At 72.0% G+C, this 13,877-nt stretch carries 16 protein-coding genes and 1 pseudogene; 10 read left to right on the top strand and 7 right to left on the bottom strand.

The features are described 5' to 3' along the window. Positions 1 to 418 precede the first annotated feature (418 nt). Positions 419 to 970, top strand: coding sequence for a ribosome-inactivating family protein (locus tag ACGFYY_RS08990; protein ID WP_393707792.1), 552 nt, complete (start codon positions 419 to 421; stop codon positions 968 to 970). Between the two features lie 208 nt (positions 971 to 1,178). On the opposite strand, the pseudogene ACGFYY_RS08985 reads toward ACGFYY_RS08990, so the two are convergent. The 4 genes and pseudogenes from ACGFYY_RS08985 to ACGFYY_RS08970 all read right to left on the bottom strand — a co-directional run. Then, positions 1,179 to 1,286: pseudogene (locus ACGFYY_RS08985) on the bottom strand (DUF6000 family protein); the annotation flags it as partial. A gap of 29 nt (positions 1,287 to 1,315) precedes the next feature. After that, on the bottom strand, positions 1,316 to 1,687 hold the full coding sequence (locus ACGFYY_RS08980) for a VOC family protein (RefSeq protein ID WP_365279235.1): 372 nt from the start codon (positions 1,685 to 1,687) through the stop codon (positions 1,316 to 1,318). Between the two features lie 288 nt (positions 1,688 to 1,975). After that, complete coding sequence (locus ACGFYY_RS08975) at positions 1,976 to 3,085, bottom strand: PP2C family protein-serine/threonine phosphatase (protein ID WP_393707791.1); 1,110 nt, start codon at positions 3,083 to 3,085, stop codon at positions 1,976 to 1,978. A gap of 121 nt (positions 3,086 to 3,206) precedes the next feature. Next, positions 3,207 to 3,998: a LysR substrate-binding domain-containing protein gene (locus ACGFYY_RS08970; RefSeq protein ID WP_393707790.1), complete on the bottom strand. Its 792-nt coding sequence runs from the start codon at positions 3,996 to 3,998 to the stop codon at positions 3,207 to 3,209. A 58-nt stretch (positions 3,999 to 4,056) separates the two neighbouring features. Here ACGFYY_RS08970 and ACGFYY_RS08965 point away from each other — a divergent pair, with 58 nt between their 5' ends. Then, positions 4,057 to 4,470, top strand: a complete 414-nt coding sequence (locus tag ACGFYY_RS08965; RefSeq protein ID WP_393707789.1) for a DUF5997 family protein — start codon at positions 4,057 to 4,059, stop codon at positions 4,468 to 4,470. A 148-nt stretch (positions 4,471 to 4,618) separates the two neighbouring features. Here ACGFYY_RS08965 and ACGFYY_RS08960 read toward each other — a convergent pair whose 3' ends face one another. Next, positions 4,619 to 5,197: a YdeI family protein gene (locus tag ACGFYY_RS08960; RefSeq protein ID WP_393707788.1), complete on the bottom strand. Its 579-nt coding sequence runs from the start codon at positions 5,195 to 5,197 to the stop codon at positions 4,619 to 4,621. 392 nt (positions 5,198 to 5,589) lie between these two features. On the opposite strand from ACGFYY_RS08960, the gene ACGFYY_RS08955 reads away from it, so the two are divergent. Next, positions 5,590 to 6,138: a response regulator transcription factor gene (locus tag ACGFYY_RS08955; protein WP_393708008.1), complete on the top strand. Its 549-nt coding sequence runs from the start codon at positions 5,590 to 5,592 to the stop codon at positions 6,136 to 6,138. Between the two features lie 89 nt (positions 6,139 to 6,227). Here the strand turns inward: ACGFYY_RS08955 and ACGFYY_RS08950 are convergent, their stop codons facing one another. Continuing rightward, positions 6,228 to 6,683: a DoxX family protein gene (locus tag ACGFYY_RS08950; protein WP_393707787.1), complete on the bottom strand. Its 456-nt coding sequence runs from the start codon at positions 6,681 to 6,683 to the stop codon at positions 6,228 to 6,230. Positions 6,684 to 6,949: 266 nt separating this feature from the next. Between ACGFYY_RS08950 and ACGFYY_RS08945 the strand changes: the two genes are divergently transcribed. The 5 genes from ACGFYY_RS08945 to ACGFYY_RS08925 all read left to right on the top strand — a co-directional run bounded on the left by ACGFYY_RS08945 (position 6,950) and on the right by ACGFYY_RS08925 (position 11,923). Then, positions 6,950 to 7,906 carry a tellurite resistance/C4-dicarboxylate transporter family protein gene (locus tag ACGFYY_RS08945; RefSeq protein ID WP_393707786.1) on the top strand — a complete coding sequence of 319 codons (957 nt, stop codon included), beginning with the start codon at positions 6,950 to 6,952 and terminating at the stop codon, positions 7,904 to 7,906. A 116-nt stretch (positions 7,907 to 8,022) separates the two neighbouring features. After that, positions 8,023 to 8,457 (top strand): VOC family protein, encoded by a 435-nt coding sequence (locus ACGFYY_RS08940; protein WP_365278551.1) that lies wholly within the window; start codon positions 8,023 to 8,025, stop codon positions 8,455 to 8,457. Positions 8,458 to 8,478: 21 nt separating this feature from the next. After that, positions 8,479 to 9,165: an epimerase gene (locus ACGFYY_RS08935; RefSeq protein WP_393707785.1), complete on the top strand. Its 687-nt coding sequence runs from the start codon at positions 8,479 to 8,481 to the stop codon at positions 9,163 to 9,165. 57 nt (positions 9,166 to 9,222) lie between these two features. Then, a complete protein-coding gene (locus ACGFYY_RS08930) occupies positions 9,223 to 11,532 on the top strand; it encodes an AAA family ATPase (protein WP_393707784.1) in 2,310 nt (769 codons plus the stop codon). Between the two features lie 13 nt (positions 11,533 to 11,545). Beyond that, positions 11,546 to 11,923, top strand: a complete 378-nt coding sequence (locus tag ACGFYY_RS08925) for an NTP pyrophosphohydrolase (protein WP_393707783.1) — start codon at positions 11,546 to 11,548, stop codon at positions 11,921 to 11,923. Positions 11,924 to 11,976: 53 nt separating this feature from the next. Here ACGFYY_RS08925 and ACGFYY_RS08920 read toward each other — a convergent pair whose 3' ends face one another. Next, positions 11,977 to 12,423 (bottom strand): SH3 domain-containing protein, encoded by a 447-nt coding sequence (locus ACGFYY_RS08920; protein WP_365278563.1) that lies wholly within the window; start codon positions 12,421 to 12,423, stop codon positions 11,977 to 11,979. A gap of 469 nt (positions 12,424 to 12,892) precedes the next feature. Between ACGFYY_RS08920 and ACGFYY_RS08915 the strand changes: the two genes are divergently transcribed. Beyond that, complete coding sequence (locus ACGFYY_RS08915; RefSeq protein ID WP_266607592.1) at positions 12,893 to 13,267, top strand: YbjQ family protein; 375 nt, start codon at positions 12,893 to 12,895, stop codon at positions 13,265 to 13,267. A gap of 82 nt (positions 13,268 to 13,349) precedes the next feature. Continuing rightward, the gene (locus tag ACGFYY_RS08910; RefSeq protein ID WP_393707782.1) at positions 13,350 to 13,850 is read left to right on the top strand and encodes a GNAT family N-acetyltransferase; all 501 of its coding nucleotides are present in this window, start codon (positions 13,350 to 13,352) and stop codon (positions 13,848 to 13,850) included. The last annotated feature ends 27 nt before the right edge of the window (positions 13,851 to 13,877 follow it).

Raw genomic sequence — 13,877 nt, 5'->3', positions numbered from 1 at the left:
GCTCGAGGTGTCCGGCGTGGACTCGGGCGGCGTGGCGACGCCGTGCGGCGTAGCCGTCCACGGGGGCGGTGTCGCGGGGTGGGACCCCGCGCCGTACGGTCCTGCCGTCGTCAACCCGACTGCAGGCAGGCCTCGTTGGGTGCGATGCCCGGTCGTTCCGAACCGCCGGGACATCGCACGCTGATTTCTTAGCATCAGAGGTCAACAATTGTCTCGGCCGCCACCCGGCCGACTAGAAAGGGGCGCATCGGAAACCGAACCCGGCGCCGGCAGGGGCGATGAACCCGTCGGCGGAATATGGCGAAGGTGGTGCTGTGCATGCGTGAGCGCAGCAGGATCCGAGCGATCGCGGTCAGATCGCTGAAGAGAAATCCGAGTGGTGGACCTCTCTCCTGATGGGCCGGTCATGCTGATACCGATGCTGTTCTCCCCGGCGCTCGCCTCGGCCGACGAGTACCGATCCCTGACTTCTACCATCCGTGGCAAGGCGGAAGACGCGCAGGGATTCTTCGGCGGAGCCGGCCGCAAGGAGGGCGAAATGCCCTACCTCCCCCTCCACGTCCAACTGCGTGGTCTGTTCGTCGAGCTGTACATCGAGCTGCGCCCTCGCAATACGAGCCTGCGGATCGTCGGCTTCCGGAACATCTTCGAGAATGGGCAGGCCCCGCCGGAAGCGTACGTCCGTCACGTGCGGGACTCCGCCGCGCCGCCTGGGCTGCGCCGTACGGAAGCCCTGCCGTTCGGCGGCGGCCGGGCCGACCTGGAGAAGGCCGCGGCCGTCCGGCGCTCGGGGATCCTGCTCGGGCGCCGGCCTTTGAGCGACGCGATCATCCGACTGCACCAGAACCGCGACCCGCGGAGCACCGCTCACGGATTGCTCGTGCTCTCGGAAATGCTCTGCGAGGCCGCCCGATATCCCGCCCTGGCCGATGCGATGTCCCGCATTTGGATGACCGGAGGACGATTGTAGTGGGCAGCTGTCGTCCGCAATTCCCGGACATCATCGCTGCGATGAACAGCGCTCGATGGAAGCCGGGACGGCGCCGGAATTTCCTTGTCGGGCGCTGCTCGGCGCTCTCGTCGGCGAAAGCGCAGCGTCGGCCGGCGGCCTCGCGATAGCTGTGGGGCATTCCGTGGTGTTCCTTACGGGGCGGCCCGTCGATCCACCGGGGCAGGTAGCGATCGAGGTAGGCGGCCGGCAGATCCGCGTCGGCGGGAGTCGCGAACGTGCCGAAGGTGACGCAGTGGGCCGAGCCCGCGAAACAGACCTCGCCGGCGAGCGGCATGTCGCCGAGGCGCACACCGTTCGCACGCGTCAGCCGTGCGTGGCGTCGATGACGCAGAAGCGGTTGCCCTCGGGGTCGGCGAGCACCACGAAGTCCGGGTCCTCCGGGTAGGAGTCCCAGTCGACGTGCCGTGCCCCGAGGGAGACCAGCCGTGCCACCTCCGCCGACTGCTCCGCCGCGTCCGCCGCGTACAGGTCGAGGTGGACGCGCGGCCGCTCCTGCACGGGTGTGACGCTTCGGCCGAGCGCCAGGCCCGGACCGCCGCCGTCGGCCGGGACCAGGACGGTCCAGCCGTCGTCCACCTGGCCGTCGCGGGGTACGTACCCCAGCGCCCGGCTCCAGAAATCCGCGGCCCGCCGCACGTCCGCGGCTCCCATCACAATCGTTCCGAGAGTCAGCATGATCCGATTCTGGCAAACCCGGTCGGCCCCGCACGACGGTCGGTGGAGGCGTCGGCCCGATCACTCCGCCACCTCGGAAGGGGCGCATGGCTCTTGTCGGCAGACTTCGTCGGTGCCTCGCAGCTGCGGAATCAGCTGGACCGCACGGAGGTGACCGCCGGCTGGGGGCCCGATTCCGTGAGCGTCGACCTGCGGGTCCGGGAACCTTGCGCACATGCTGCACTGCCGACGGAGCTCGTGCCCGTCGACGCGCACGTCCACGATCCGTCCGGCACGTGAGACACCGTCCTAGGGTGCCGCGGTCCGTTCGATGGCGACCATCGCCGCGTCGTCGTCCAGGGTGTTGCCGGCCGCGTGCGTCAGCAGGTCCTTGCACACACGGTCCAGCAGTGCTTGCGGGCCCAGCCCCGGCCATGCGGACACGCGCCGGGCCAGCGGGTAGAAGGTGCCCGCACGGTCGCGTGCCTCCAGGACGCCGTCCGTGTAGAGGAGCAGGACGTCCCCCTCGGCGAAGGCGAAGGTCTGCGCGGTGACCGACGCCGCCACGAGCCCGGCGAGCCCCAGCGGCGGCGCCGGCCGCTCCACCTCCAGCTGCTCGGCGCCGCCGGCGCGCAGCACGAGCAGCGGCGGCGGATGGCCGCAGCTGACGAGGTGCACCACCGGCTCGGCATCGGGAATCTCCAGAACGGCCGTGGTCACGAAACTCTCGCCCTCGTCACCGGCGCCGTCCAGGTCCGCGGAGACCGCCGCCTCCAGGTAGTCCACCAGGCCCGGCAACCCGGCCTCCTGGTGGGCGGAGGCCCGGAAGGCGCCCAGGACGAGCGCGGCGTCCCCGACCGCCTCCAGCCCCTTGCCCCGCACGTCGCCGATGATCAGCCGCGTGCCGGTGGCCGTCCGGGCGGCGGCGTACAGATCGCCGCCGATCTGGGCCTCGGCCGCGGCGGCCAGGTACACGGAGGCGACGCCCAGCGGGCCGATCCGGTCGGGCAGCGGCCGCAGGACCACCTCCTGGGCGGTCTCGGCCACCGAGCGCAGCTGGGTCAGCTCCTTCTCGTGCACCTCGCGCAGGTGGGCGAAGAAGGTCGCGAACACCGAGATCATCACGAGCGCGATGATCTGGAAGGTGTGGTTCAGATCGGTCAGGCTGGTGCGCGTCGTCGCGACGACCACCTGGGCCAGAACGGCGAGCAGACCGACGAAACCCGTCATCCGGGGCCCCGCGAACGACGCGGTCACCGCCGGCGCGGCGGCCAGGAACGGCCCGAGGTGCACCTCGGGCGGAGCGAGCACGTCGACCGTCGTCACCAGGGCGATCAGCGCGAACGGGACCGCCAACTGCGCACGGCCGACAGCAGGGGACCGGTGGTGACGTGGGTGTGACGGTGGCCGGAGATCCATCCCTCCTGCATACACCGCGAGGCGAGCCGGATCCCCGAAGCCAGGCCGTCGCAGGCGGTCCCGCCGGCTCTCCGGGTCCGTTGCCCTGCCCGCCCCTGCCGCTCCTGTGGGCTTTCCGGCCCTACGGGCGACGGCGGGGCTTGCCGCCCTTCCCGCCCTTCGCGCCACCGGTGGCACCGCGGGGGTTCTTGCCGGCCGGCTTCCCGGACGAGGACTTCGCGCCCCCCGCCTTCCGCTGCGCGCCGCCCCCCGCACCCGTCTCCGGGCGCTTGCGCTTCGCCTTGGGCTGCGGCGGGGTCGGTGCGCGCCCCCGCGTGCTGTTCACGGTCCGGCCGCGGACGATCCCGATGAACTCCTCCACCAGATCGGTGGTCTCCTCCTGCGGCCACGACAGCGCGACCCGCGAGGTGGGCGCGTCCGAGACGGGCCGGTAGGTCAGGTCCTTGCGGTGGTGCAGGCGGGCGAGCGACTGCGGGACGACGAGCACGCCCACACCGGCCGCGACCAACTCGATCGCGTCGGCCGTCGTCTCGGGGCGCTCGATCGCCGGCTTGCCCGGCAGCTGCTCCCAGGCCAAGGTGTCGTCGAGCGGGTGGAACACGATCTCGTCGGCGAGATCCTCGGTGGACACCTCTTCCGCCGCGGCCACGAGGTGGTCCTTGGGGACCACCACCACGGTGGTCTCGATGTAGAGGGGGATCGCGGCGAGATCGTCACGGTCGACCGGCAGTCGCACGAATCCGGCATCGGCGTCTCCGGCCCGCAGCACGCCGAACGCCTCGATCGGGGACACCGCGACCAGGGTCAGCGGGACGTCGGGCAGCCGCTCGTTCCAGATACGCACCCACTTGCTGGGTGTGACTCCCGGGACATAAGCGAGCCGGAACGAATGGGGTACTTCCGAGCCTGTCACCCCGCAAGGTTACCGGTCGTGGTCGGAGGTAGCGCACACGCTCGATACTCTTGACACCATGACGTCGCACCAGAACACCCAGACGATGAAGCCCGCGACCGCGGCGAAGAAGCTGGGCGTGTACCTCGAGGCCACCCCCGCAGAGTTCCAGGAGGGTGTCGTCTCGCGCAGTGAATTGAGTGCGCTCCAGGCCGATCCGCCCCAGTGGCTGCTGGACCTGCGCGCCAACGGTCCGCACCCCCGCCCGGTGGTGGCGGCCAAGCTCGGCGTGTCCATCGCCGGCCTCGCCCGCGGCGGGGTCACCGAGCCCCTGACCACGGAGCAGATCGAAGCGCTGAAGCAGGAAGGCCCCGAGTGGCTCCAGCGTGAGCGCGCCACCCAGGCCGAGGTCCGCAAGGAAACGGTCCGCATCAAGGAGAAGCAGGCCGAGAAGGCGGAGAAGGCCGCGAAGGCCCGCGAGCAGCACTCCTGACCTGCGCCTCCGCCGTCCCGCCAGGCCTGATCTCCCATGCGGAGGTCAGGCCTGACGCCTTTGCCCCCGGCTCACCACGCCGCTTCCGCGCTTCCGTGCTTCCGTGCTTCCGCTGGGCCGCTACGCCGCCACGGAGCCCGAGGCCACATCACCCGGCGGCCCCGTCCCCCTCCAGCGACCGCACCGCCCGCTCCAGCCGAGCCCGCCTGGTCTCCGGGGTGAGCGCCTGCAGCAACGGCAGGACGACCTGGTAGCGCCCGGTGCGATCGAGCGCCTCGAACGCCGCTCCGGCCGCCGGGTTCGCCACGAAGGCTGCCGCGAGATCAGGTGGCACCGCCGCCGTCCGCTGCGACTCGTAGGCGTGCGTCCACCGGCCGTCCGCCTGCGCCCTGCGCACCTCGGCGAGCCCGGGTTCCCGCATCCGTCCCGCGGCGCTCAGCTCCGCGACCTTGTCCACGTTCACCTGTGACCACAGGCTCTTGGCCCGGCGCGGCACGTACTTCTGCAGGTAGTACCGCTCGTCGAGGGCGCGCCGCTGCCCGGAGATCCAGCCGTAGCACAGCCCGATGTCGACCAGCTCGTCGTCGGTGACCGACGCGATCCCGGATTTCTTCTTCGCCAGCTTGATCCACACGCCCTCGTGGCGCGTGTGGTGCTCGGCCAGCCAGCTCTCGAACGCCTCGGCGTCCGCGAAGCCGATGATCTCCACCCCGCCCAGTTCCTCCATCCGCCCAGGCTATCGCCGACCGTCCGGGTCGGAACGTGAGCCTGCGGGTGTCGAGTTCGAGGATCGCGATCCCGTGCTCGGTGGCCGGGCGCCGACGCGTTCCGCCGTCCGGCCCCGGACGAGCACGACGGTGGTCAGGCGACGTCGACCGCCTGCGGTACCGGGAGCGCCGCGAGCACACCGCCGAACTGCGCACGCGGCAGGTGGCCGAGGCCGTGACCGCGGAACGGCTGCGCATCGCCCGCGAGGTGCACGACATGGTCGCCCGCGCCGGAGTGCGGGTCGACGTACGGTGGGTGGGGGCGCGCGGTCAACTGCCGCCCGAGATGGACCTGTCGGCGTACCGCATCGTGCAGGAGGCCCCGCGCCGCCGTGGTCCTGGACGGCCTCCGATGAGCGTGGCGCCCGTGCGGGCGATCCGTGTCCTTCTCGTGGACGACCAGCCGTTGGTCAGGTCCGGCCTACGGGTACTGATGGCCGACACGGCCGACCTGGAGGTCGTCGGCGAGGCCGGCACGGGCACCGAAGGGGTCCGCCTCGCCGCCGAACCGCGCCCCGACGTGGTGGTGATGGACATCCGGATGCCGGGCATGGACGGTATCGAGGCCACCGGGCTGATCGCCGCGGGGGACGCCCTGATCGCGCCGGGCGTCACCCGCAGACTGATCGCGGACTTCGTCCGGGTGCCCGGACCCGTGGCGTCCGCGGCACCCGAGGCGCGTGCGCCGCGGCCCGCCACGGGGATCACCGAGCGCGAACGGGAGGTGCTGACGCTGGTGGGGCGGGGGCTTTCGAACGGCGAGATGGCCGAGGAGCTGTTCATCTCGACCGCCACGGCCACATCGCACGTCTCGCGGCTGTTCACCAAGCTCGGCGCCCGGGACCGGGTCCAACTCGTCATCACGGCGTACGAGATGGGGCTGGTGGCAGCGCCCCGCTGAGGTGCCCGGGCGTCAGGGTGCGAGCGGTGCCGATGGGCCTGGGGCGCCGGTGGGCGTGGGGCCGCCGGTGGGCGTGCGGAATCGATTCCTCAGGCGATCACGGCCTCCGGGTGGTTCTCGTCCCGCCGCCCGGCGGAAGCCTCCGACCGCGAGGAGAACAGCCCGTCCAACGCCATGGCACCGGGGCCGGTGAACACCAGCAGGAGGAAGGCCCAGCAGAACATCGCCGAGGCCTCCCCGCCGTTCTGCAGCGGCCACAGCGCGCCGGGCTGGTGCACGGTGAAGTACGCGTACGCCATCGAGCCGGAGGCGACGAAGGCGGCCGCTCTGGTGCCGAGACCCAGCAGGATCAGGGCGCCCGCGACGAGCTGGATGGCGGCGGCGTACCAGCCGGGCCAGGTGCCGGCGGCGACGGTCCCGCCACCGTGCGCACCGCCGAGGACCCCGAAGAGGGAGGCGGCGCCGTGCGAGGCGAAGAGCAGTCCGGTGACGATCCGGAAGAGGCCGACGGCGTAGGGCCGGGCTCGGTCGAGACGTGCGTTCATGGGGGGAGACTCCTTCGGTCGGGGACGGATCCCGAAGTCGTGGCGCGTTCTCGAGCGTGGGCGAGCCATAGGTTAGGTAGACCTAACCAGACTGGCAAGCGCGAGTTCCGGCCACCCACCGAGGGGCTTCGACACCACCCCGTGCCCGCATGCCGCCGGCGGTGGCGCGCGCGTACCGCGGAGGTTCGGCGCCCGGCCGTGTGGTTCGTTCGGCGGGTCGGCCCCGTCCGCCGGCGAACGGCCGACCCGTGGGGTCCGCTGGACGCGTGAGCATCCTCCCCGGCCGTGACGGGTGGACCGGGCTCCCGCCCGCGGCGGGCGCCGCCGTCATGGCCACCGGCATCATCTCCGTCGGCCTGCGTCTGACCGGGCACGAGGCGGCGTCACTGGCCGCTCTGGTCGTCGCCGGGGCGCTGTGGCTCGTACTCGCCGCCGACTTCATCTCCCTCCTGCTGGGCGACCGCGGGCGCTTCCGCGCCGAGGCCGACACACCGGCCGCGCTGACGGCCGTCGCCGCCACCACCGTCATCGGGGCCCGGTTCTCGCAGCAGGGGTGGCAGACGGCGGCCGCCGTGCTGCTCGTGCTGGCGGCGCTGCTCTGGCCAGGGCTGCTGTTCAACGTCCTACGGCACTGGCGGCGGCGTATGCCGGGAGCGGCCTTCCTCGGCTGTGTGGCGACCCAGGGGCTCTCCCTCCTCACCGCGTCCCTCGCCGACGCCGAACACCGGGCGCCGCTCGCACGGGTGGCGCTGGTCGGCTTCTGCCTCGGCCTGCTGCTGTACCTGGCCGCCCTCTTCCGCTTCGACCCGCGCGAGGTGGTGGGCGGGGCGGGTGACCACTGGGTGGCGGGCGGCGCGCTCTCCATCTCCGCCCTGGCCGGATCCAAGCTCACGGCGTCACCCGTCTGGACCGGTTCGGCGCACACCACCCTGCGTACCGTCACCCTGGCCCTGCTCACCCTCTCCCTCCTCTGGTACGTCGTCCTCCTCGCCGCGGAGCTGCGTCACCCGCGGCCGCGCTACGACATCCGCCGCTGGGCCACCGTCTTCCCGCTCGGCATGACGGCCACCGCCTGCCTCTCCGTGGCGGCCCCGGCCGGCATCGCCTGGCTGCGCCCGCTGGGCGAGGTACTGCTCTGGATCGCCGTAGGAGCCTGGCTGCTGACCTTCGCCGCGCTGGTCGCCTCGCACGTCGCCCCCGGCGGCGGGGCCCCGGACCGATGAGGCCGACGTCCCGCGCGCCGCGCCCCCACGCGCCGTTCCCCTACGCCCCGCGCCCCCGCCCGACGCCGCCGTCCGGCCGTGTGGCGACGGCGCCGGCTCCTCAGTAGGGTCCGGACATGGCGTACACATTCCAGGTGACCATCGACTCGACCGACCCGCACACACTCGCCGACTGGTGGGCCGAGGCCCTCGGCTGGGAAGTGGAGCCGAGCGACGAGCCGTTCATCCGAGGCCTGATCGAGGCGGGCCACGCGAGCGAGGACGACACCAAGACCCATCGGGGCACCCTCGTCTGGAAGGCGGGCGCCGCGATCCGCCACCCGGAGGGGCTGGAGCGCGCGCCACGCGTCCTGTTCCAGTACGTCCCCGAACCCAAAACGGTCAAGAACCGGGCCCACTTCGACGTCCGGACCGGCTCCGACGACCCGAAGGCCGTGGTCGAACGCCTCATCGCCAAGGGCGCCACGCACCTCCACGAGGGCAGCCAGGGCCCCAGCGTATGGACGACCCTCGCCGACCCCGAGGGCAACGAGCTCTGCGTCTCCCATTAGGTACGACCCGAGGGTGTGTCCGTGAACGTGATCCTCTTCGGCGCGACCGGCATGCTCGGCCGGGGCGTCCTGCGCGCCTGCCTGCGCGACGACGCGGTCGAGAGCGTCCTCGCCGTCGGACGCACGCCGCTCGGCGTCAGCCACCCCAAGCTGCGCGAGTCCGTCCAGGGCGATCCGTCCGACCTGGCCGCCGCCGGGATCGACCCGGCCGCGTACGACGCCTGCTTCTACTGCCTCGGGGTCTCCTCTGTCGGCATGAAGGAGGAGGCGTACCGGCACGTCACCTATGACCTGACGCTCGACGTGGCCCGTCCGCTGGCCGCCGCCAACCCCGGGATGACCTTCGTCTACGTCTCCGGCGAGGGCACCGACAGCACCGAGCGGGGCCGTTCCATGTGGGCCCGGGTCAAGGGCAAGACCGAGAACGACCTGCTGGAACTCCCTTTCCGGGCCTACATGTTCCGCCCCGGGATCGTCCAGCCGGTGCGCGGTGTGCCCTCCAAGGCCCGGATCTCCCGCATGTTCTACGCCGTCCTCGGACCGCTGGTCCCCCTCGTGCGGCGGGTCGCCCCGAACCTCGTCATCACCTCCGAGACCTTCGGCCGCGCCATGATCGCGGTCGCCACCCCCGGCACCGAGGTCCCCGGCCACATCCTGCGCCCCGCCGACATCAACCGCCTGGGCGGTGCGCCGACCAGGCATAATTGACTACCGGGCACACCCTCCCGCACGTGAGAATGAGCCATCTCGAACCGGGAGGACCCCATGAGCCAGGAGACCCTGACTCTGCATGACCTGATGCCCGCACAGGCGCTGGCGGAGTCGATCGAAGCCGGGTACGTGACCCGCAAGTCGCACCCCGAGCTGCCGCTGTCCATCTACACCTACACACGGACGGCTCAGTACGAACGCGTCTGGAACGACGTCACCACACGCTGTCGCGGACTCGTCGCCGACGACACCACCGGCGCCGTCGTCGCGTTGCCGCTGCCGAAGTTCTTCAACGTCGGCGAGCACGAGTCGGGTCAGCCGTACGCCCCCGCCCTCCCGAACGAGCCGTTCGAGGTCTACGACAAGGTCGACGGCAGCCTCGCCGTCGTCTTCCACTACGCGGGCCGCTGGCGGGTCGCCTCCAAGGGCTCCTTCATCAGCGCCCAGGCGACCTGGGCGCAGCGCACGCTCGACGGCCGGGACACCGGGGCCCTTCGCCCCGGCACCACCTACCTCGCCGAGATCCTGTACCCGCAGAACCGCATCGTCGTGGACTACGGCGACCGCCGGGACCTCGTCCTCCTCGCGGCCTTCGGGCCGGACGGCACGGAGGTCCCGCTCACCGAGGCCGCGTCGCACTGGGAGGGGATCGGATCCGTCGTCACGGTGTGGCCTTCCATGCCCCTCGACGAGCTGATCGCGCTGGCGGAGTCCAACACCCTGCCGGGCGGCGACTCGGCGACCGGCACCCAGGCGGAGGGCTTCGTACTGCGCTTCGCCTCCGGTGTGCGCGCGAAGGCCAAGCTGGCCGAGTACGTACGGCTCCACCGGGTGCTCACCAAGGTCACCGAGCGGGACATCTGGCGCGCCCACGGCATCCAGCGGTTCGCCGGCCTGCCCGTCAAGCAGCTCACCCAGAACCTCGGCACCACGGTCGCCGAGATCGAGGCGTCGGGCGGCAAGCCGCTCGACGCCCTGCTCGACCAGGTGCCCGACGAGTTCGACGCGTGGGTGCGCGAGGTGATCGAGCGGCTCGAGTCGGAGGCGGCGCGGCGCGAGCGTGCCATCGACGAGGCCTACGCGGCACTCGCGCACCTGGCCGCCGACCGGGGAGCCTTCGCCCGTGCGGTCAAGGCCCTGCCCGTGCGGGAGATCCGGGCCGCGATGTTCCTCCGCCTGGACGGCCGATCCACGGAACTGGCCGTCTGGCGCAACGTGCGGCCGGAGACGTCCGACCCCTTCACGAACGACGAGGAGACCTGGTCCGAGTCCGAGGAGACACCCCCGCACACGGGTGCCGACCCCCTCACGACCCGGACCGCGAACCTCACCACGGACCGGACCGTGAAGCAGACCGCGACCCCGACCCCGACCGCCGTCGCCACGGTGGACGAGACCGCGAACCCGGCCGCCGTCGAGGAGCCGCCCCGGCTGCCCGTCGTGCACGTCATGACGGGCCTGCCGGCCTCCGGCAAGACGACGGCCGCGCGCGCCCTGCAGGCCGAGGCCGGTGGTCGCATGCGCCGCGTCAACCTCGACGACCTGCGCCTCATGCTCGACCTCCCGGACCCCGCGCGGGGTCGCAGCTTCAGGCACGAGCAGACGGTACTGGCCGTCCAGGACGCGGCGGTCCGCGCCGCGGTCGACGACGGGTTCGACGTGGTCGTCGACAACACGCACCTGACCAAGAACATCCCCAAGCGGCTCAAGGCGGCGGTCGGCGGTCTCGCGACCTTCGTCGTGCACGACTTCACCGACGTCCCGCTGGAGGAGTGCCTGCGCCGGGACGCGGCCCGCGAGCGCCAGGTCGGCGAGGAGATCATCCGCATCCTGGCCGAGAAGCACGAGAAGGCGCGGCGCGGAGGCTGGCGGCTGACGTCGGCGTGGATGAACGGCGGGGCGGGCGCGACGGCCGCGCCGCCCGTGACGGAGTACGTCCCCGACCCGGCCCTGCCGGCGGCGGTGATGTGCGACATCGACGGCACCCTCGCGCTGACCGGCGACCGGGGTCCGTACGACTTCTCACGCTGTGAGCTCGACCTGCTCAACGAGTCGGTGCGGCACGCCCTCGACGCCTTCCGGCGCGCCGACGGCGATGCCATCGTGCTGCTGTCGGGGCGTAGCGAGGAGCACCGTCCGCAGACGGAGTCCTGGCTGCGGCGCCACGAGGTGCCGTACGACGAGCTGTGGATGCGCGCGGCGGGCGACACACGCCGCGACGACGTGGTGAAGGCGGAGCTGTTCGACGCGCATGTGCGCCACCGGTACGCGGTCCGGCTCTCGCTCGACGACCGGGACCGGGTGGTCGCGGTCTGGCGCCGGATGGGCCTGCCCACGTGGCAGGTCAACTACGGCGACTTCTGAGGACCGGGCCACCGTGAACGGGACGGACGTCGGCGACGTCGAACGGCACGTGCTGATCGTGGACGGCGCGAACGTCGTCGGCTCCGTGCCGGACGGCTGGTGGCGGGACCGGCGGGGCGCGGCCGTGCGGCTGCGTGACCTGCCGGCCGGCCGGGGCGGGGACGAGGAGATCGTCCTCGTCGTCGAAGGCGCCGCCCGGGGCGTCGAGTCCGTTCCCGGCGTACGGGTGGACTCGGAGCCCGGGAGCGGAGACGACCGGATCGTGGAACTGGCCGCGGCGTACGCCGAGCGTGGCTGTGTCGTGGTCACGGCCGACCGGGAACTGCGGGAACGGGTCCGGGCGTACGGCGTGGAATGCGTGGGGCCGCGTGCCGTACGCCCGGTGGACTGACTGCCGACCTACTGGTCCGGCCGCCCGTGTGCCCGCCTACCGGCGGGACCGGGTCAGCGGCAGTACTTCACCTCGGAGAGGTTCTTGACGTAGCGGGCGGAGACCCAGCGCTCCTTGTCGTACGCGCGCTTGGCCGTCGACGCGTTGGGCTCCCAGCTGTTGTTCCGGTCGGCCAGGCGGTACCAGATGCGGTTGCCGTCGACGTTGTCACCGTACTTCTTGCACTCGATGTCGACCTTGTTGTTCGGGTACACGTGCCCGAGAGCCTGCGAGCGGGTGCTCGGCTTGCTGCGGACCGTCAGCGGGCCCTTCGACACGACCTTGCCGGTGACGTGGCGTGCGGGGTAGACGCCGGGCTCCGCCGAGCCTCCGCCGACGACGATCTCGCGCGGCGGCTGGTTCTCCGGACCGTCGTCGGCGACGGCGGCGCCCGCTCCGACCAGACCGAGAACCAGGCTGCCGGTGGCGAGAGCGAGGGTGGTTCTGGTGGGCTTCAGCATGAGCCGGCTCCTCTACGAAGACATCCACCCGGCCGCGACGCGCGGCTCGGGGCGACAACCAGTCGGTTGCCAGGGACGACTATGACGAGGACGGGGCGTCTAGCCCCGGTGGCTCACCGCCCTTTAACCCGATATGACCAATTTGCCCTTTAGGGGTGCGTGGCCGTGCCCGCCCCCGAACGGGCACGGCCGCGCAGAGGGCCCCGGGGGGATCGGGCCGGTGCCGGTCGTTGAGCCGGCGAGGAAGAATCTACGGCCCGTCCACCTGGACCGCGCCCATCCAGGGGATGAGACCCGACTACCGCCAAGGGAGGCGGCACCGTACAACCTGAGTGGTACACAAGGAGGTTGAGGTGTAACCACGCACCCGTCCGGCGGTGGGCCCGCGCCGCGCCGGGCTTTCGGCCCGCATGCCCTGATCGAGTGCCCCGGGGTGCGGCCGGTGGCGGCCGGCGCGAGAGTGGGTGCCATGGGAATCGATGACTACGGCGGCGGCGCCGGCGCACACGAGACCGGCGTCCTCGTCGTGACGACCAACGACGTTCCCGGCTACCGGGTGGAGCGCGTCATCGGCGAGGTCTTCGGCCTCACCGTCCGCTCCCGCCACCTGGGCAGCCAGATCGGCGCGGGACTGAAGTCGATGATCGGCGGCGAGTTGAAGGGCCTCACCAAGACGTTGGTGGAGACCCGGAACCAGGCCATGGACCGGCTCATCGAGCAGGCGAAGGCGCGCGGCGGCAACGCCGTGCTGATGATGCGCTTCGACGTCACCGACGCGCAGGACGTCGGGACGGAGGTGTGCGCGTACGGAACGGCGGTCGTCCTCGTCCCCGCCTCCACCTGATCCGACCGACTCTCGCCCGATCCGCCCGGCCTCCACCTGCCCCGCCCGACCTCCGCCCGGCCCCTGCTGCGATGCTCACCCGGTGAACGATCGATGCGAGGTTGTCGTTGTCCGCCGGCCCGGTCGGGCCCTGTCCGTCCAGGACGGCCTGGCCGAGCTGCTGGCCGCCTACCATCTGCGGACAGAGGCCGAGAAGGGCGCGTCCGTCGCCGGGGTGGACGATCTGCCGGACCGCTACCGGGCGGAGATCGCGGATCCGCGTGCCGTGTTCGCGGACGACGTCGTGCTGCTGGCGCTGAGCGGGGACACCGCGGTCGGCTGCCTGGTGGTGACCACCCCGGTCGGAGGGCGGCACGAGGTGAAGAGGCTCTGGACGGCACCGGAGTTCCGCGGGCAGGGCATCGCGTCCCGACTGGTCGGCGCCGCGCTCACGCATGCCGAGGAGAGCGGCGCCGAGGTGGTGCGGCTGTCGGTGTGGGACTGGCGGACAGGCGCGATCGCGCTGTACGAACGCCTCGGATTCGCCGTCACCGCGTCATGGGACGAACGGGACCACCTGGTCTGCATGGAACGAGCCGTGTGAGCGGTGAGCGGGAGTCGTGAGCGGACG

The sequence above is a fragment of the Streptomyces sp. NPDC048331 genome, from assembly GCF_043201215.1.
Lineage (GTDB): Bacteria > Actinomycetota > Actinomycetes > Streptomycetales > Streptomycetaceae > Streptomyces.
Note: the sequence above shows the minus strand (reverse complement) of the source record. Positions and strands in the feature narration are given on the sequence as shown.

Excerpts from the sequence above, each read along its gene's own strand:
- ACGFYY_RS08990 (WP_393707792.1), top strand. The coding sequence starts at position 419 with ATGCTGTTCTCCCCGGCGCTCGCCTCGGCCGACGAGTACCGATCCCTG.
- ACGFYY_RS08980 (WP_365279235.1), bottom strand. The coding sequence starts at position 1,687 with ATGCTGACTCTCGGAACGATTGTGATGGGAGCCGCGGACGTGCGGCGG.
- ACGFYY_RS08975 (WP_393707791.1), bottom strand. The coding sequence starts at position 3,085 with ATGGATCTCCGGCCACCGTCACACCCACGTCACCACCGGTCCCCTGCT.
- ACGFYY_RS08965 (WP_393707789.1), top strand. The coding sequence starts at position 4,057 with ATGACGTCGCACCAGAACACCCAGACGATGAAGCCCGCGACCGCGGCG.
- ACGFYY_RS08960 (WP_393707788.1), bottom strand. The coding sequence starts at position 5,197 with ATGGAGGAACTGGGCGGGGTGGAGATCATCGGCTTCGCGGACGCCGAG.
- ACGFYY_RS08955 (WP_393708008.1), top strand. The coding sequence starts at position 5,590 with ATGAGCGTGGCGCCCGTGCGGGCGATCCGTGTCCTTCTCGTGGACGAC.
- ACGFYY_RS08950 (WP_393707787.1), bottom strand. The coding sequence starts at position 6,683 with ATGAACGCACGTCTCGACCGAGCCCGGCCCTACGCCGTCGGCCTCTTC.
- ACGFYY_RS08940 (WP_365278551.1), top strand. The coding sequence starts at position 8,023 with ATGGCGTACACATTCCAGGTGACCATCGACTCGACCGACCCGCACACA.
- ACGFYY_RS08930 (WP_393707784.1), top strand. The coding sequence starts at position 9,223 with ATGAGCCAGGAGACCCTGACTCTGCATGACCTGATGCCCGCACAGGCG.
- ACGFYY_RS08920 (WP_365278563.1), bottom strand. The coding sequence starts at position 12,423 with ATGCTGAAGCCCACCAGAACCACCCTCGCTCTCGCCACCGGCAGCCTG.
- ACGFYY_RS08915 (WP_266607592.1), top strand. The coding sequence starts at position 12,893 with ATGGGAATCGATGACTACGGCGGCGGCGCCGGCGCACACGAGACCGGC.